We start from the raw sequence: 17,310 nt of genomic DNA on the forward strand, positions 1-17,310 counted from the left end.
ACGTCGGACCGGTGGACGGTCGGGCGCAACACTTCACATGTTACGGGACTGTTAACATGGCCTTCACCCGCCTGAGCATAATGTTCGCGGCGGTGGCGTGCTGAATCGGCTGTCGAACATCGACGCACTAGTGCTGGCCCATGCCTCTACCGGTTTCATACCCCCGAAATAGGAGCTGTACTCAATGAACAAGAAGATCCTTACTGCCGCGCTGCTGGGCGGCCTGGCTTTCGCCCAGGCAGCTTCGGCGCAGGAGTTCGATGACCGCTGGTACCTGACCGGTTCGGCCGGCTTCAACTTCCAGGACAGCGACCGTCTGACCAATGACGCTCCGTTCGTGACCCTGGGCCTGGGTAAGTTCATCAGCCCGAACTGGTCGCTGGACGGTGAGCTGAACTACCAGAACCCGAACTTCGACAGCAACCAGGACCTGAACTGGTCGCAGTACGGCGTCTCGCTGGACCTGCGTCGCCACTTCATCAAGGAAGGCCGCGGCTGGAACCCGTACATCGTCGGTGGCCTGGGCTACCAGAAGTCGGAAGAAGAGTACGCTGCGCTCGACAACAACGGCCCGCGCCAGCGTAAGGACGGCAATGTTGCCGCCAAGCTGGGCGTCGGCCTGCAGACCACCTTCGAGAAGCGTGTTGCTGTCCGCGCCGAAGTGGCCTACCGCGCTGACTTCGACGACCAGAGCATCGCCGCACGTGACGAGAGCTGGTTCGGCGACGTGCTGGCTTCGGTCGGCGTCGTGATCCCGCTGGGCCCGGCTCCGGTCGCGGCTGCTCCGGCTCCGGCTCCGGTTGCCCCGAGCTGCGCCGACCTGGACGACGACGGTGACGGCGTCAACAACTGCGACGACAAGTGCCCGAACTCGCAGCCGGGTCAGACCATCGGTCCGGACGGTTGCCCGGTTCCGGTCTCCATCGACCTGAAGGGCGTCAACTTCGACTTCGACAAGTCGAACCTGCGTCCGGACGCCGTGGCGATCCTGAGCGAAGCCACCGAGATCCTGAAGCGTTACCCGGATCTGCGCGTTGAAGTTGCCGGTCACACCGACTCGAAGGGTACCGACGCTTACAACCAGAAGCTGTCGGAGCGTCGTGCTACCGCCGTGTACAACTACCTGACCAAGAACGGCGTTGACGCCGGTCGCCTGGTCGGCCCGATCGGCTACGGCGAGAGCCGTCCGATTGCTCCGAACACCAACCCGGATGGTTCGGACAACCCGGAAGGTCGCGCCAAGAACCGTCGTACCGAGCTGAACGTCCAGAACTAAGTTCTGACGCTCTGCCCGTAGGACACAGCAGGACCCGGCTTCGGCCGGGTCTTGTTGTTTCTGCGGCCAGGAAGCTCGCCTGTGACCCGGCAAGGAAACCGTTCGTCGGTCTTTTTATCCGTAAAACCAATAAGTTGTCGTATTCATTGAAAGTGGCGCTTGAAAGCTGGCGCGGCATTGCTAAACTCGCCGCGTCACTTCCTTCCGTGGATGCCCCTCATGCTGCGCTCTGCATCGGCCGCCGTCCTGGCGCTGGCCCTGGTTCCCGCCGCCCACGCTGCGGTCGATTGCTCGGTCAACACCAGCGCCTCGCCGCTGCCGTTGCCGGCCACGACCATCGCGCCAGTGGCCGACGAGCTGTACATCCGTGGCAACCAGCTGGGCATGCCGGCCGGTGTGCTGAGCAGCAACTACGATCCGTCGCAGTCGCTGGACCAGGTGCTGCAGCGCCTGCGCATCGACGGCTGCCAGAACATCGCCAAGGCCATTCCGAGCGCACCGGCGGTGAAGCCGAACGATCCGGCGGCCTACAAGCCGCAGACCGAATTCGACAACACGCCCTGGCGCTTCGACATGAGCCAGAACGGCAAGCGCATGACCGCCGAAGAGTTCGACGCCTGGATGAAGGCGCGCGGCGTTCGCGTGGTCAAGGCGCGTCCGGCTCCGGCCGCCACTCCGGCCCCGGCCGAAGCACCGGCTGAGACCAAGCCGGTCGACAAGAAGTAAGCGCCGCGGGGAGCAGAGGCTTGCGCACGCGCCGCCCACCTGCCGCCCCCGCCGCCCGCTCCCGCGCATCGCGTGGGCGTGCGACTCCGAATGTCTCCAGTGGCGTGCGCCATGGCCTGGCGCGGGTGCTGTCCAAGGCGGGTGTGTGCTCGCGCAGCGAGGCCGCGCGCTGGATTGCCGAGGGCCGCGTGCGCGTGTCCGGCCGCATCGTCCGTGATCCCGAATTCCCGATTGGACAGCCTGTGCCACCGATCGAAGTCGATGGCCGGCCGATGGATGCGCCGCAGCGCCTGTACCTGATGCTCAACAAGCCGCGCGGGGTGGTGACCACGGCGCAGGACGAGCGTGGTCGCGACACCGTGTATCGCTGCTTCGACGGTGCCGGCCTGCCGTGGATCGCGCCGGTCGGGCGCCTGGACAAGGCCAGCGAAGGCTTGCTGTTGTTCAGCAATGATCCGCAGTGGGCGGCACACCTGACCGATCCGGAGACCGGCCCGCAGAAGACCTATCACGTGCAGGTGGATCGTCTGCCCGATGACGCCACCCTGGCGGCACTGCAGACCGGGGTGGAGGATGAGGGGGATTTCCTCGCCGCCCGTGCCGTGCGCGTACTGCGCAGTGGCGACAAGACCGCATGGCTGGAGGTGGTCCTCGACGAGGGCCGCAACCGCCATATCCGCCGCCTGTTGGCGGCCTTCGACCTGCAGGTGCTGCGCCTGGTCCGGGTCGCGATCGGTGGGCTGCTGCTCGGCGATCTCGGCAAGGGCCAGTGGCGGGTTCTGCAGGTCAGCGACCAGCAGCGGCTGGGGGCCGCTGCACCGGGCTGATCATCGCCCGTGGCCGGCAGTTGCCGGCCGCCGTTCCAGGCGTAGGGGGCGCCTGGCTGTCGACATTCCCGAACGGAGCCTGCCATGTACCACCCGACCCTCAATCAAACCCTGCGCTGCGCAGGCCTGCTGCTGCCGATGGTGCTGCTGACCGCCTGCGGCGGCCACAAGAAGGTGGCCAAGGCGGAAACGCCTGCCGAGACCCCGGTGGTGGAAGTGAAGACCCCGGAGCTGGATGGTCGCGGCAGTTACCGCTTCCTGATGAGCGACGGCGACAAGAAGATGACCGCCGATGAGTTCGATGCCTGGATGAAGGCCAACGGTATCCGCGTAGCCAAGGGCAATGGCCAGGATGCCGCCGCCAAGCCGGTGGTGGTGGCCAGCAAGGACGAGCCGAAGGGCAAGAAGAAAAAGAAGTGACGCCAGTGGGTGCCGACCTTGGTCGGCACGCCATCAGGCTGCGGTAGGTGCCGACCTTGGTCGGCACGCCATCAGGCTGCGGTAGGTGCCGACCTTGGTCGGCACGCTCTGACCGGGTGGGGCAGAGCCCTTTCCTGCGGAAAGGGATCCGACCCCGGCCATGATCAGCCCTTGACCACGCCCAGTTCGACACCGATGCGGGTGAAGGCGTCGATCGCCCGGTCCAGGTGCTCGCGGCTGTGCGCAGCGCTGATCTGGGTACGGATGCGGGCCTGGCCCTTGGGCACCACCGGGAAGAAGAAGCCGATCGCGTAGATGCCTTCCTCGAGCAGGCGCTCGGCGAACTTCTGCGCCAACGGTGCGTCATACAGCATCACCGGGCTGATCGGATGCACGCCCGGCTTCACGTCGAAACCGGCGGCGGTCATCTTCTCGCGGAAGTAGGCGGTGTTCTCGGCCAGGGTGCTGCGCAGGTCGTCAGCGGCAGCCAGCATTTCGAATGCCTTGATGCCGGCGGCCACCACGTGCGGCGGCAGCGAGTTGGAGAACAGGTACGGGCGCGAGCGCTGGCGCAGCAGTTCGATCACTTCGGCGCTGGCGCAGGTGAAGCCGCCCAGTGCGCCACCCATGGCCTTGCCCAGAGTGCCGGTGATGATGTCGATCTTCTCCAGCACGCCCTTGACCTCGGCCGAGCCGCGGCCGGTGGCACCGAGGAAGCCGGTGGCGTGGCATTCATCGATGTGCACCAGGGCGTTGTACTTCTTTGCCAGCGCGGTGATCTCGTCCAGCGGCGCGATGAAGCCGTCCATCGAGAACACGCCGTCGGTGGTGATCAGCTTGGTCTTGCAGCCTGCGGCATCGGCGGCCTGCAGCTGGGCTTCCAGATCGGCCATGTCACAGTTGGCGTAGCGGAAGCGCTTGGCCTTGCACAGACGCACGCCGTCGATGATCGAAGCATGGTTCAGTGCATCGGAAATGATCGCGTCGTTCTCGCCAAGCAGCGGCTCGAACAGGCCGCCGTTGGCATCGAAGCAGGCCGCGTACAGGATGGTGTCCTGCTTGCCGAAGAAGTCGGCGATCTGCTTTTCCAGCTGCTTGTGCAGGTCCTGCGTGCCGCAGATGAAGCGCACCGAGGCCATGCCGAAGCCGTGGGTATCGAGTGCGTCCTTGGCGGCCTGGATCAGGTCCGGATGGTCGGCCAGTCCCAGGTAGTTGTTGGCACAGAAATTCAGCACCTTGCGGCCGTCGTCGAGGGTGATCTCGGCCGACTGCGGGCTGGTGATGATCCGCTCGGACTTGAACAGGCCCTGGGCGCGGATGGCGTCCAGTTCCTCGGCATAGTGGCGGGTCAGGGCGGAGGAGGCGTCGGTCATGGCGTGGGCACGGCTCTGAACGGGAAACCGCCGATTCTACCGGGCATCGCCGCTTGCCAACCGGCCCGGCCGGGGCATCGCCACGGCCGGCACATGTTGCATCGCAATAGCAAACTGGTTAAAAATTCGTGAACCGGAGCTGTCCCGTTCCGGCCGATACGCCCGCCCTGGGCCTTCCACGCCACCGCCCCCACCGGAGACGCTCATGAAGCACGCCCGTGCCTGCCTCGCCATTGTCGCTGCCTTGACCCTGGCTGCCCCGTTCGCCGCCAGTGCCCAGGAAAACGAATCGCCGTACAGCTGGAACGTCACCGCCGTTTCCGATTACCTGTTCCGTGGTGTGTCGCAGACCGACGAAAAGCCGACCCTGCAGGCCGGTTTCACCTACACCTCGCCGGTCGGCTTGTATGCCGGTGTCTGGGGTTCGGGCGTCGACTTCGGTCCGGGCGACCCGAGCACCGAGGTCGACTACCAGATCGGCTACGGCGTCGACGTCACGCCCCGCGTCAATTTCGACGCGCTGCTGAACCGCTACACCTACCTCGGTGCCAGCGAGCTGAACTACAACGAGCTGATCACCACCACCACGCTGGATGAGACCTACAAGCTGACGGTGGCCTACACCAACGATGTCTGGAACAGCAGCACCGATGGCTGGTACTTCGGCCTGGGCGGCAGCTGGGGCCTGCCGAAGGACTTCACCCTGAATGCCAACGTCGGCCGCAGCACCTTCGAGGACGGCATTGCCAAGGACTACACCGACTGGAACGTCGGCGTCGAACGCCAGTTCGGCCTGTTCAACGTCGGCCTGGGCTACTACGGTACCGACGGCAATGGCCGTGACAACTCGGGCAAGCTGGCACACAGCCGCGTGCTGCTGACCGTGGCCGTGGGCAAGTAACGCCGCAGGCGTTACGGGTAGTGCCGGCCGCTGGCCGGCAACACCAAAGAAAAAGGCGCCCATCGGGCGCCTTTTTCAATTCCGCAGCGTTCTTGATCCCATCTGGGGAAGAGCCCCCTTGTTGTTCAAGGGGGCGCGCCAAAGGCGCGGGGATAAGGAAACATGCGGGGGAATTGACCCTTCGGGTCAATTCCAGCTGAGCACGACCTTGCCGGCCTTGCCTTCTTCCATCAGGTCGAACCCCTTCTGGAAGTCGTCGATCGGCAGCTGGTGGGTCATCACCTTGCCGAGCGGGAAGCCGGACAGCACCAGCTGGGTCATCTTGTACCAGGTCTCGTACATCTTGCGGCCGTAGATGCCCTGCACGGTCAGGCCCTTGAAGATGATCTTGTCCCAGTCGCAGCCTGCACCCTTGGGCATGATGCCCAGCATGGCGATCTTGCCACCGTGGTACATGCAGTCGAGCATGTCGTTGAACGCACGCGGGTTGCCGCTCATTTCCAGGCCCACATCGAAGCCCTCCATGTGCAGTTCCTTCATCACGTCCTTCAGCGACTGGTTGGCGACGTTGACCACGCGGGTGGCGCCCATGTCGGCGGCCAGCTTCAGGCGGAAGTCGTTGACGTCGGTCACCACCACGTTGCGCGCACCGATGTGCTTGCAGATGCCGGCAGCGATGATGCCGATCGGGCCCGCGCCGGTGATCAGCACGTCCTCACCGATCACGTCGAATTCCAGTGCGCAGTGCGCAGCGTTGCCGTACGGGTCGAAGAACGCGGCCAGCTCCGACGGGATCTGGTCCGGGATCGGCCACAGGTTGCTGGCCGGCATCACCATGTATTCGGCGAAGGCACCATTGACGTTGACGCCGATGCCGACGGTGTTCGGGCACAGGTGCGGGCGGCCGCCACGGCAGTTGCGGCAGTGGCCGCAGACGATGTGGCCTTCGGCCGAGACGCGCTGGCCGATCTCGTAGCCGGTCACGCCCGGGCCGATCTCGGCAATGCGGCCGACGAATTCATGGCCGATGGTCAGGCCCGGCTTGATCGTGCGCTGGCTCCACTCGTCCCACAGGTAGATGTGCAGGTCGGTACCGCAGATCGCGGTCTTCTCGAGCTTGATCAACACCTGGTTGGGGCCCGGAGTCGGCACCGGAACCTCTTCCATCCAGATGCCCTTGGCTGCTTCGCGCTTGACCAGGGCCTTCATCGTTTGCTGCGCCATCGGGGTGGAACTCATCAGGGGGAAAGCGCGGATTATAGGGTGCCGCGCGGATTTCCCATGTTGCGCTGCGGGTGCTTTGGCGGAACGAAAGGCGTGCGCCGGCGGGCGTTTCGAACGTGCCGCAAACAGCAGCGCCTCCTTGATTCCGGGGGAGGGCGCGTGGTCACCCTGGCCGGGACACGCAAAAGCCCATCCATGGTGCTCGATGGCGCCATCCATGGCGCCAACGGTCCCGGCCAGGGTGACCACGCCCCCTCTGGACGATTCCATGTGCGCGGCCGACGTGCGCGTGGCAGAGCAAGAAGCAGGCCCATGACTTCCGGGGTTCGGGGCGGGGCAGGGCGGCGGGCTACAATCGAGGGTTCCACTACCAGGGGCCGCTCCATGCGCTCGAACCTGCTTGCATTCTCCATCGTCGCCAGCCTCGGGCTGGCCCAGGTCGCCCATGCCGCTGAAGGCATGTGGGTGCCGCAGCAGCTGCCGGAAATCGCCGGCCCGCTGCAGAAGGCCGGCCTGAAGCTGTCCCCGCAGCAGCTGTCCAACCTGACCGGCGACCCGATGGGCGCGGTCGTCGCCCTCGGCGGCTGCACCGCCAGCTTCGTCTCGCCGCAGGGTCTGGTGGTCACCAACCACCATTGCGCGTATGGCGCCATCCAGCTGAATTCGACCGCGCAGAAGAACCTGATCAAGGACGGCTTCAACGCGCCGACCCTGAAGGACGAACTGAGCGCCGGCCCGAACGCCCGCGTGTTCGTGCTCGACCAGATCACCGACGTCACCGCCCAGGCCAAGGCCGCCATCGCCGCCGCCGGCAATGACCCGTTGGCCCGCAGCCGCGCGCTGGACGCCTTCGACAAGGCCCAGGTTGCCGCCTGTGAGGCCGATGCCGGGTTCCGCTGCCGCCTGTACAGCTTCTCCGGCGGCAACACCTATCGCCTGTTCCGCAACATGGAAATCAAGGACGTGCGCCTGGTCTACGCGCCCCCGGGCAGCGTCGGCAAGTTCGGCGGCGACGTCGACAACTGGATGTGGCCGCGCCACACCGGCGATTTCTCGTTCTACCGCGCCTACGTCGGCAAGGACGGCAAGCCGGCCGCCTTCGCCGCCGACAACGTGCCGTACCAGCCCAAGCACTTCCTGAAGTTCGCCGACCAGCCGCTGGGCGCCGACGACTTCGTGATGGTGGCCGGCTACCCGGGCCGCACCAACCGCTACGCGCTGGCCGGTGAGTTCAACGAAACCGCCAGCTTCACCTACCCGACCATCGCCAAGCACTACAACGCCGTGCTGAAGATGATCGCCGACGCCGGCAAGGCCGACGCCGACGTCAAGGTGAAGTACGCCGCCACCGCCGCCAGCATGAACAACGTGGCCAAGAACTACCTGGGCCAGCTGGAAGGCTTCAAGCGCATCGACGCCGCCGGCCAGAAACAGGCTGAAGAGGCCGCCGTGCTGGCATGGCTGAAGAAGCAGGGCGCGGCCGGCAAGCCGGCGCTGGCCGCACACGCACAGCTGCTCAAGCATCTGGATACCAGCAAGTCGACCCGCGAACGCGACCTGTTCGTCGGCCAGTTCAACAACACCTCGGCCGTTGGCGCGGCGATCACCCTGTACCGCCTGTCGATCGAGCGCAGCAAGCCGGATGCCGAGCGCGAAGCCGGTTACCAGGAGCGCGACCTGACCACCATTGAAGGTGGCCTGAAGCAGATGGACCGCCGCTATGTGGCGAAGATGGACCAGCAGCTGCAGGCCTACTGGCTGGAGCAGTACGTGGCCCTGCCGGCCGCGCAGCGCGACAATGAAGTGCTGAACAAGTGGCTGGCCGGCAGCGATGCCAACGCAGTCAAGGCGCTGGTGGGCAAGCTGTCGGGCACCGAGCTCGGCAGCCTGGACGCACGCCTGAAATGGTTCAAGGCCGACCGTGCCGCATTTGAAGCCAGCAGCGATCCGGCCATCCAGTACGCCGTGGCTGTCATGCCGGCACTGCTGAAGCAGGAAGAGCAGAAGAAGATCCGCGAAGGCGAATCGCTGACCGCGCGTCCGCTGTACCTGCAGGCCGTGGCCGACTACAAGAAGAGCCAGGGCGAGTTCGTCTACCCGGACGCCAACCTGTCGCTGCGCATCACCTTCGGCAACGTCATGGGCTACGGCAAGGACGGCGTGAAGTACACCCCGTTCACCACCCTGGAAGGCGTGGCAGCGAAGGAAACCGGTGAAGATCCGTTCGACTCGCCGAAGGCGCTGCTCGATGCGGTCAAGGCCAAGCGCTACGGCGGCCTGGAAGACAAGCGCATTGGTTCGGTGCCGGTGAACTTCCTGTCCAACCTGGACATCACCGGCGGCAACTCGGGTTCGCCGGTGCTGGACGCCAACGGCAAGCTGGTCGGCCTGGCCTTCGATGGCAACTGGGAATCGGTCAGCTCCAACTGGGTGTTCGACCCGGTGATGACCCGCATGATCGCCGTCGACAGCCGCTACATGCAGTGGATCATGCAGGAAGTGGCGCCGGCGCCGCAGCTGCTGAAGGAACTGAACCTGGCGAAATAAACCGGTTGCGGTAGTGCCGGCCGCTGGCCGGCAACCTCGACCAGATAGCCGGAGACCCCGAAACCCCGCGACCCACGTCGCGGGGTTTTTTGCTGCCCGCACCGACCCGGCACGCCGAACAGGTATCATCCGTGTTCCGCGCACTTCACAGGATGTGAACGAAACGCGGGAACCTCCTCCCCCCCAGGACCCCTTGTACGCATGCGCATCCTGCTTGCCCGCCACGGTGAAACGCCGTGGAACGCCGAAGGCCGCTATCAGGGCCAGATCGACATCCCGCTGTCGCCGATCGGCGAAGCCCAGGCCCAGGCACTGGGTGCCCGCTTGGCCTCGGTCGACATCACCCGTGCCGTCGCCTCGCCGCTGTCGCGCGCGCAGCGCACCGCGCAGCTGGCGCTTGGCGCCGCCCGTGCCGACATGCTGCTGACCGAGCCGGAACTGCAGGAAATCGCCCACGGCGAATGGGAAGGGCTGCTGGCCAGCGAGATCCACGAGAAGGATCCGTCGCGCCTGCAGGCCTGGCGCGAGGAGCCGGATACGGTGCTGATGCCCGGCGGCGAATCGCTGCGCCTGGTGCTGGAGCGCAGCTGGCGTGGCCTGGCCCGCGCCACCGAAGGCCTCGGCGAGCACGACACCCTGCTGGTGGTTGCGCACGATGCGGTCAACCGCGTGATCCTGTGCAAGGTGCTGGGCCTGCCGCTTTCCCGGCTGTGGACCTTCCGCCAGGCACCGACCACGCTCAACCTGCTCGAAGGCGCCGACATGGACAGCCTGGAAGTGGTGCGCCTGAACGACTGCGCCCACCACACGCCGTTCTTCGGCGAAGCCAAGCACCGCGCCCTCTGATTCCCGAACCACCTGCTTCTGCTGGAACCCCTGCCGTGACGAACACCCCGACCACCCTGGCCGACTGGCTGGACTACATTGAACGCCAGCACCCGGCGACCATCGACATGGGCCTGGAGCGCGTGCGCGCCGTGGCCACGGCGATGGGCCTGGGGGCGCCGGCCAAGCGCACCATCGTGGTCGGTGGCACCAACGGCAAGGGCTCCACCGTGGCCTTCATCGAAGCCATTGCACGCGCCGCCGGCTGGAAGGTCGGCGCGTACACCTCGCCGCACCTGCTGCGCTACAACGAGCGCGTGCGCATCGGCGGCCAGGACGTGGACGATGCCGCGCTGGTCGCTGCGTTCAGTGCGGTCGAGGCCGCGCGTGGCGAGACCACGCTGACCTATTTCGAGTACGGCACGCTGGCTGCGCTGCAGCTGTTCGCCGACGCCGGGCTGGACCTGGCAGTGCTGGAAGTGGGCCTGGGCGGCCGCCTGGATGCGGTCAACATCATCGACGCCGACGTGGCGGTGATCACCACCGTGGACATCGACCACGCCGAGTGGCTGGGCGAGGACCGCGAGGCGATCGGCACCGAGAAGGCCGGCATCATCCGCGGCTGGAAGCCGGTGATCCTGGGCGAGACCGACCCGCCCTCGAGCGTGCTCGCGCGTGCCTACCTGGTCGGTGCCAACGCGATCCGCGGCGGCAGCGATTACTTCTACGAGCCGATCGACGCCCAACGCTGGCGCTGGCGCGATGTCGGCCTGCGCATGGAACTGCCGACCCCGGCGCTGGCCGGCCCGATCCAGCTGGCCAACGCCGGTGCGGCCATCGCCGCGCTGCGCGCGCTGGACAAGCCGGTGCCGCGCGCGGCGTGGGCCGCCGGTATCGCGGCGGCGCGCATTCCGGGCCGCCTGCAAGCGTTCGAGCGTGGCGGTGTGCAGATCCGCGTCGATGTCGGGCACAACCCGCAGGCGGCGGGGCAGCTGGCGCGCGCGCTGAAGGCCGAGGCGTCGGCCGGGCGCACCTTGGCGGTGTATGCCGCATTGCAGGACAAGGACGCGGTGGGTGTGGTGCAGGCATTGCAGGGCGTGGTTGCCGAATGGACCCTTGCCGGCCTGGACGGCCCGCGTGGCCAGAGTGCCGCCCAGTTGCAGGCGCGCCTGGCCGAGACCGCTGCTGGCGGCGCGCAGCTGGCCGCTTCGGTCGAACAGGCGCTGGCGCAGGTACTGGCCCGGGCCGAGCGCGGTGACCGCGTACTGGTATTTGGCTCCTTCCATACCGCTGCCGCCGCATTGCAGTGGTTGCAGGGCAGCGCCTGAGCCACGTTCAGCCAATCCCGACGCCGTCCGGTCCGGCACCCGTATAATCGACCGCAACCTCCGGACAGTTGCCGCCTCACGTGGATACGCCTCTGAAACAGCGTCTGATTGGTGCCATCGTGCTGGTTGCACTGGCCGTGATTTTCCTGCCGATGCTGGTCAAGGGGCCTGCACCGGACAGCGGCGTGGCCTCGGTGCCGATCGCCGCGCCGGATGCACCGGCCGATGGCCAGTTCGAAACCCGTGAACTGCCGCTGGTGGCTCCGGCCGGTGGGGCTACCGGCCTGCAGACCGGGCAGGCCAAGCCGTTGCAGGAGGCCGCCATGCCGGCCACGCCGCCGACCGTGGACACGTCCCCGGCGGTTGCCGCCGGCAACTACGCCGTCACTTTCGGCGCATACGGCAGCAAGGCCGACGCCGATGCGGTGATCGCCTACCTGCAGCGCTCGCAGCTGCCGGGCTTCGCAGAAGCGACTACCATCAATGGCCGTCAGGCATGGCGTGTGCGCGTGGGGCCGTATGGCGACCGCGCACAGGCCGAGGCGGCCCGGCTGCAGGCGGTGAAGATCCGCGCCGATGTGAAGGCCGAAGTGATCACCCTGGATGCCGCAACGGGCAGCAGCGCCCCGGTGGCAGCTACCCCGGCACCGGCTACGCCGAGTGCCAGTACCCCGTCCGCAGCCACCTCGCCGTCCGCCAGCAGCAACCCGGTGCGCAGCGAAAGCCTGCCGCCGAGTACGCCGACTGCGACGGCCACTCCGGCGGCCAAGCCCGAGCCGCCGAAGCCGGCCCCGAAGCCCGAAACCCCGAAGCCCGAGCCGAAGCCCGAGCCGAAGCCGGAGGCCACCGCCAGCAAGCCGGCGACGGCGCCGACCACGCCGGCTGCACCGGCGGCCAGCGGCGTCGGCTTCGCCGTGCAGCTGGGCGCGTTCGGCCAAGCCAGCGATGCCAATGCGCTGCGTGACAAGGTCCGTGCTGCCGGCTTCAGCGCCTTCGTCGAGCAGGTGCGTACCGACAAGGGCACCCTGCATCGCGTCCGTGTCGGACCGGTCGCCAACCGGGCTGACGCCGAACAGCTGAAGGCGCAGGTCGCCGCCAAGGTTGGCGTCGCCGGCATGGTCCGACCGCACCCATGACCGACGCGCAGGCCCGTTGCCAGCGCCGCCGAAGGAGCGGGGCGCCATGATCGACGTGGTGCTGCTGATCGTGATCGCTGCCTCGACGCTGCTCGGGATGCTGCGTGGCTTCGTGGGAATCGTCATCGGCACGTTGTCGTGGCTGCTGGCCGCGTGGGCGGCCTTCGCCTTCGGCAACGATGCCGCGCGCTGGTGGGCGGCGCCCGCCGCACCTGGCGGCGAACATTTCGTCGGCGGCTACCTGGGCGTGGGCATTGGCGTGATGATCGTGGTCGCGGTGATCGGCATGGTCATCAAGGCGATGATCCACCGCAGCATGCTGACCAGCCTGGACCGGTTGCTGGGCGGTGTACTGGGGGCCGTCCGTGGTGGCCTGATCGCGGCGATCCTGGTGCTGCTGGCCGGCTTCACCCCGTTGACCGCCGAGCCCTCCTGGAAGCGCTCGGCGGTTCGCCCGGTGCTGAATCCGGCCGTGGCCTGGATGAACGGGAAGCTGCCGCGCTGGCAGGTCCCCGGCGCCGACATGCTGCCCAAGACCTTGCCGACCGACATGCTGTCCCCATCTGCATTGATGGAATTGGGGAAGAACGCAGGCGCCGGGTTGGGAAAGCCGGGCGCGGCAGGCGATAATGGCATCCTCAACCAGGTAGTGGCGGGCGGCGGATGGCTGCGGCCCGCGAAAGCGGAACAGGGCGATGCATACGATCCGGCCGAAGTGCGCCCGGACGCCCCAGCACTGCCGGACAGTATCGAGCCGGACGATCCGGCCAATGTCGACCGCAGGCGCGGCGACCACCGCGGCCAGGTACGGCCACCTTCCTTGTAACTGGGCACAGCCCAGCGGAGACCTCGCACCATGTGTGGCATCGTCGGAATCGTCGGCAACCAGAACGTCGCCGGGCAGTTGTATGACGGCTTGACCGTTCTCCAGCACCGCGGCCAGGACGCGGCAGGTATCGCCACCGCCAATGGCAGCCGCCTGCGGGTGCAGAAAGCCACCGGCCTGGTCCGCGATGTGTTCGACGCCCGCACCATGTCCACGCTGGAAGGCAGCGTCGGCATCGCGCACGTGCGCTATCCGACGGCAGGTTCGGAAGGCATGGACGAGGCACAGCCGTTCTACGTGAATTCGCCGTACGGCATCGCGCTGGCCCACAACGGCAACCTGATCAACACCGAGGCGCTGCGCCAGCAGGTGTTCGAACAGGACCGTCGCAACGTCAACACCGATTCGGACAGCGAAGTGCTGTTGAACGTGTTCGCCTACGAACTGGAGCAGCAGCGCCAGCTCAGCCCGGAAGCCGCGATCCGCGCGGTGGCCGGTGTGCACCGCCGCTGCAAGGGCGGCTATGCAGTGGTCAGCGTGGTGCTGGGCCTGGGCCTGGTGGCCTTCCGCGACCCGCATGGCATCCGTCCGCTGGTGCTGGGCAAGCGCAGCCACGCAGAAGGCGACGAGTACATCGTGGCGTCCGAGTCGGCTGCACTGGACGTACTGGGTTTCCAGCGCGTGCGTGACGTGCAGCCGGGCGAAGCGATGGTGATCACCGCGCGCGGCGAGCTGTTCTCGGAAATCTGCGCCGAGCCGGCCGAGCACACCCCGTGCATCTTCGAATACGTGTACTTCGCGCGCCCGGATTCGATGATCGACAACGTCTCGGTGCACAAGGCACGCATGCGCATGGGCATCAAGCTGGGCGAGAAGATCCTGCGCCTGCGCCCGGACCACGACATCGACACCATCATCCCGATCCCGGATACCTCGCGCGATGCCGCGCTGGAGATCTCCAATGTGCTTGGGGTGAAGTACCGCGAAGGCTTCATCAAGAACCGCTACATCGGCCGCACCTTCATCATGCCGGGGCAGGGTGAACGCGTGAAATCGGTGCGCCGCAAGCTCAACCCGATCCACCTGGAGTTCCGCAACCGCGTGGTGCTGCTGGTGGACGATTCGATCGTGCGTGGCACCACCAGCCAGCAGATCGTGCAGATGGCCCGTGATGCCGGCGCGCGCAAGGTCTACCTGGCCAGCGCCGCGCCGCCGGTGCGCTACCCGAACATCTACGGCATCGACATGCCGGCGGCCGAAGAGCTGGTCGCGCACAACCGCACGGTGGAAGAGATCGAGGCCCACCTGGGCTGCGACTGGCTGATCTACCAGGACCTGGAAGACATGGAAGCGGCGGTGAGCGAAGGCAACCCGGCGCTGCGCAGCTTCGATTCGTCCTGCTTCAACGGCCACTACCCGACCGGTATCGAGCCGGGCTACTTCGAGCGCATCCAGCAGTTGCGTTCGGACGATGCCAAGCACAAGCGCCGCGCCTGAGGATCAGGCGTGGTGGATGTGCCCGACGTTGGTGGCGACCTGCTGCGCGCTGCGCAGCAGTGCCTGGCTGAAGCCGATCCGCTGCGCAAGGTCGCATTGACCCAGGCGTATGCGGCCGCGTTCCGTGCCGGTCGCCTGAAGGTGGCCGCGGATGCGCCGCCGCCGGATCCGATCTGCATGCCGGGGCGTCCGGGACGACTGGTGCTGGTGCATCCGCGCGAGGTGCCACGGCGAGGACTGGGCGGCGTGGAAGGGCGGGCTGCCTTCATCCACGCCATCGCCCATATCGAGCTCAACGCGATCGACCTGGCCTGGGACGCGGTGTACCGGTTCCGGGGCCTGCCGTCGGCGTTCCACGCCGATTGGGTCAGCTGTGCCGATGACGAATCGCGGCATTTCATGCTGCTGCGCGAACGCCTGCAGGTGCATGGCCACGATTATGCTGATTTCCCCGCGCACAACGGTCTGTGGGAAATGTGCGAAAAGACCGCGCATGACGGCCTGGCGCGCATGGCCCTGGTACCGCGCGTGCTGGAAGCGCGCGGCCTGGACGTCACCCCGGGCATGATCGAGAAGCTGCGCAATGTCGGTGATGGCGAAACCGCCGATGTACTGGAGGTGATCCTGCGTGAGGAAGTGGCGCATGTTGCCGCCGGTTCGCGCTGGTATCGCTGGTACTGCGACCGCGCCGGTGTCGAGCCGCGCGCGCGTTTCAAGGAGCTGCTGGTGGAGTACGCCGGCGGCTACCTGCATGGGCCGTTCAACATGGAAGCGCGCCTGCTGGCCGGCTTCGACGCCGATGAGCTGGCCAACCTGGTCGAACAGGCCGGTTGAAGAAAAGGGGACGGAGGGGATTAAGTCGTTTGTGGCACAAACGACTTAATCCCCTCCGTCCCCTTTTTCATGCGTTGGGCAGCACCACGCGCTTGCCATCCACGGTGGGCCGGTTGATGTAGAACAGGCCGGGGCCGGGCCGGTACGGCAGCTCGCTGACGCCGGCGTCGGCAGCGTAGGTCAGTGCGGTGTCGCCCAGCGCGTCGAAGTTCCAGTGCGCCGACTGCATCAGGTAACGCCGCCGCAACAGCGCCTCCTGGGTTTGCGTCAGTGGCTGTCCGGCCACCAGTCGTCGTGCGATGGGTTGCAGGGCGGACGGCAGCTCCCAACCGGGGACTGCGTTGGCATTGGCCGTCCATTGCACGCCGGCATCGATGGCATGCCGCTGCATCACCTGAAGCGCGATCAGCTGGTAGCGCCAGTCGATGCGCCGGCGCAACACCACGGCGGCCGTCACGTACAGCACCGGTGACAGCAGTACGCTGCGGCTGCCGGCGCGACGCTGTTGCTGCCACTGGTGCCAGACATCCACCCAGACTTCCCTTTGGTCCAGGCCCAACTGCTGCCGCCAGCGCTCGGCATCGGCCTGTGCCTCGGCGTAGGCCGTGGTCGCCTGCAGGATCGCCAGCGGTGGCGTCTGGTACTCGGCCACGCTCGGGCGGCGCAGCAGCTGCCGGCGCGGGCGACTGAGCAGCTTGGGCCCTTCTTCGAGCTGGTTGTAGCCGCCGCCGATGTTGGCGTGTACGCCGGGCAGGGCGATCTCGGTGAACGCTGGCGCCACGCTGGTCAATGGATAGTGCTGGCGATGCTCGTCACGCGCGCTCAGTTGCAGCACCTGCCTGGCAACGCCTGCATGCAGCGCGAGATGAGGTTGTTCGTCGGCACGGCCACCGCTGACCGCAACCACCGTGTCGAACAGGCCGATGAAGCGCAGCGGCGGATCGGCCGGGGCGAAGTCCGTTGTGCAGGACAGGCCAGCGGCCTGCAACAGCTGCCGCCAGCGGGTGCGATCCCAGGCCTGCAACTGGTTGGCCACATCGCGCGCGGCGGCCGCACCCCGTGAAAAGCCGAACAGATCCAGCTGCACGCCACGCAGTGGTCGCTGCCAGCGCGTAGCGAGTGCACTCAGTGCCGCCGGCAGCAGCACCTGCAGCGCCCGCTGCACTTTGGCGCGCACACCGCTGGCGCCAATGCCGAACGCCAGTCCGATCAGGTCGTCGTCGGCGTCATTGCGGGTACCGACACCTTCCACGTAGATCGACAGGGAGGGGCGCGCCGATGTCCCGCTGCGGCTGTCCGGGTACAGCTGCTGCAGGCGGGCGATGTTGGTCAGGCCATTGTCGTAGCTGCTGGTCAACCGGCTCTGGTAGGTCGAATCGTCATCCGCACGCAGCTGCGCCGGGCGCGGCTGCGGCGGCTGGGGCCTGCCACGGGCCAGGTTGTGTGCGTTGTTGCGGGTGCCATCGAAGAACAGCCCGATCCGCAGCAAGCCGACATCTTCGTCCGTGTCCAGCGATGGTGCCATGTGCATTCCCCGTCGTGGCTGCGTCACGGTAGCGCGAAAGCGGTG

At 66.9% G+C, this 17,310-nt stretch carries 15 protein-coding genes; 12 read left to right on the forward strand and 3 right to left on the reverse strand.

Annotated features, from left to right (window positions below; all coding sequences use genetic code 11):
* Window positions 1-184: 184 nt before the first annotated feature.
* The 4 genes from ACMGRF_RS02410 to ACMGRF_RS02425 all read left to right on the forward strand — a co-directional run bounded on the left by ACMGRF_RS02410 (window position 185) and on the right by ACMGRF_RS02425 (window position 3,249).
* Window positions 185-1,276 carry an OmpA family protein gene (locus ACMGRF_RS02410; RefSeq protein ID WP_049416163.1) on the forward strand — a complete coding sequence of 364 codons (1,092 nt, stop codon included), beginning with the start codon at window positions 185-187 and terminating at the stop codon, window positions 1,274-1,276.
* Window positions 1,277-1,495: 219 nt separating this feature from the next.
* Entirely contained in the window at window positions 1,496-2,002 is a 507-nt protein-coding gene (locus tag ACMGRF_RS02415; protein ID WP_005408235.1) for a hypothetical protein, read from the forward strand.
* A gap of 20 nt (window positions 2,003-2,022) precedes the next feature.
* Window positions 2,023-2,829 carry a pseudouridine synthase gene (locus tag ACMGRF_RS02420; protein WP_049438379.1) on the forward strand — a complete coding sequence of 269 codons (807 nt, stop codon included), beginning with the start codon at window positions 2,023-2,025 and terminating at the stop codon, window positions 2,827-2,829.
* 84 nt (window positions 2,830-2,913) lie between these two features.
* Complete coding sequence (locus ACMGRF_RS02425; protein WP_049438378.1) at window positions 2,914-3,249, forward strand: hypothetical protein; 336 nt, start codon at window positions 2,914-2,916, stop codon at window positions 3,247-3,249.
* Window positions 3,250-3,413: 164 nt separating this feature from the next.
* Here the strand turns inward: ACMGRF_RS02425 and kbl are convergent, their stop codons facing one another.
* Entirely contained in the window at window positions 3,414-4,622 is a 1,209-nt protein-coding gene (gene kbl / locus ACMGRF_RS02430) for a glycine C-acetyltransferase (RefSeq protein ID WP_005415440.1), read from the reverse strand.
* A 205-nt stretch (window positions 4,623-4,827) separates the two neighbouring features.
* Between kbl and ACMGRF_RS02435 the strand changes: the two genes are divergently transcribed.
* A complete protein-coding gene (locus ACMGRF_RS02435) occupies window positions 4,828-5,523 on the forward strand; it encodes a TorF family putative porin (RefSeq protein WP_049416821.1) in 696 nt (231 codons plus the stop codon).
* A gap of 186 nt (window positions 5,524-5,709) precedes the next feature.
* On the opposite strand, the gene tdh is transcribed toward ACMGRF_RS02435, so the two are convergent.
* The gene (tdh, locus tag ACMGRF_RS02440; RefSeq protein ID WP_005415442.1) at window positions 5,710-6,732 is read right to left on the reverse strand and encodes an L-threonine 3-dehydrogenase; all 1,023 of its coding nucleotides are present in this window, start codon (window positions 6,730-6,732) and stop codon (window positions 5,710-5,712) included.
* A gap of 399 nt (window positions 6,733-7,131) precedes the next feature.
* Between tdh and ACMGRF_RS02445 the strand changes: the two genes are divergently transcribed.
* The 7 genes from ACMGRF_RS02445 to ACMGRF_RS02475 all read left to right on the forward strand — a co-directional run bounded on the left by ACMGRF_RS02445 (window position 7,132) and on the right by ACMGRF_RS02475 (window position 15,740).
* Window positions 7,132-9,294, forward strand: a complete 2,163-nt coding sequence (locus tag ACMGRF_RS02445) for a S46 family peptidase (protein ID WP_111097346.1) — start codon at window positions 7,132-7,134, stop codon at window positions 9,292-9,294.
* A gap of 201 nt (window positions 9,295-9,495) precedes the next feature.
* The gene (locus ACMGRF_RS02450) at window positions 9,496-10,140 is read left to right on the forward strand and encodes a histidine phosphatase family protein (protein WP_414485608.1); all 645 of its coding nucleotides are present in this window, start codon (window positions 9,496-9,498) and stop codon (window positions 10,138-10,140) included.
* Window positions 10,141-10,175: 35 nt separating this feature from the next.
* Complete coding sequence (gene folC / locus ACMGRF_RS02455) at window positions 10,176-11,447, forward strand: bifunctional tetrahydrofolate synthase/dihydrofolate synthase (RefSeq protein ID WP_414485609.1); 1,272 nt, start codon at window positions 10,176-10,178, stop codon at window positions 11,445-11,447.
* A gap of 80 nt (window positions 11,448-11,527) precedes the next feature.
* Window positions 11,528-12,583 carry an SPOR domain-containing protein gene (locus ACMGRF_RS02460; protein WP_414485610.1) on the forward strand — a complete coding sequence of 352 codons (1,056 nt, stop codon included), beginning with the start codon at window positions 11,528-11,530 and terminating at the stop codon, window positions 12,581-12,583.
* A gap of 46 nt (window positions 12,584-12,629) precedes the next feature.
* Window positions 12,630-13,409, forward strand: coding sequence for a CvpA family protein (locus ACMGRF_RS02465; RefSeq protein ID WP_049440279.1), 780 nt, complete (start codon window positions 12,630-12,632; stop codon window positions 13,407-13,409).
* 30 nt (window positions 13,410-13,439) lie between these two features.
* A complete protein-coding gene (gene purF, locus ACMGRF_RS02470; RefSeq protein ID WP_164282984.1) occupies window positions 13,440-14,906 on the forward strand; it encodes an amidophosphoribosyltransferase in 1,467 nt (488 codons plus the stop codon).
* 9 nt (window positions 14,907-14,915) lie between these two features.
* Window positions 14,916-15,740: a ferritin-like domain-containing protein gene (locus tag ACMGRF_RS02475; protein WP_049414282.1), complete on the forward strand. Its 825-nt coding sequence runs from the start codon at window positions 14,916-14,918 to the stop codon at window positions 15,738-15,740.
* 67 nt (window positions 15,741-15,807) lie between these two features.
* Here the strand turns inward: ACMGRF_RS02475 and ACMGRF_RS02480 are convergent, their stop codons facing one another.
* Window positions 15,808-17,265: a phospholipase effector Tle1 domain-containing protein gene (locus ACMGRF_RS02480; RefSeq protein WP_180880064.1), complete on the reverse strand. Its 1,458-nt coding sequence runs from the start codon at window positions 17,263-17,265 to the stop codon at window positions 15,808-15,810.
* Between the last annotated feature and the right edge of the window lie 45 nt (window positions 17,266-17,310).

It is taken from the genome of Stenotrophomonas sp. EMP41 (genome assembly GCF_047495535.1).
Lineage (GTDB): Bacteria > Pseudomonadota > Gammaproteobacteria > Xanthomonadales > Xanthomonadaceae > Stenotrophomonas > Stenotrophomonas sepilia.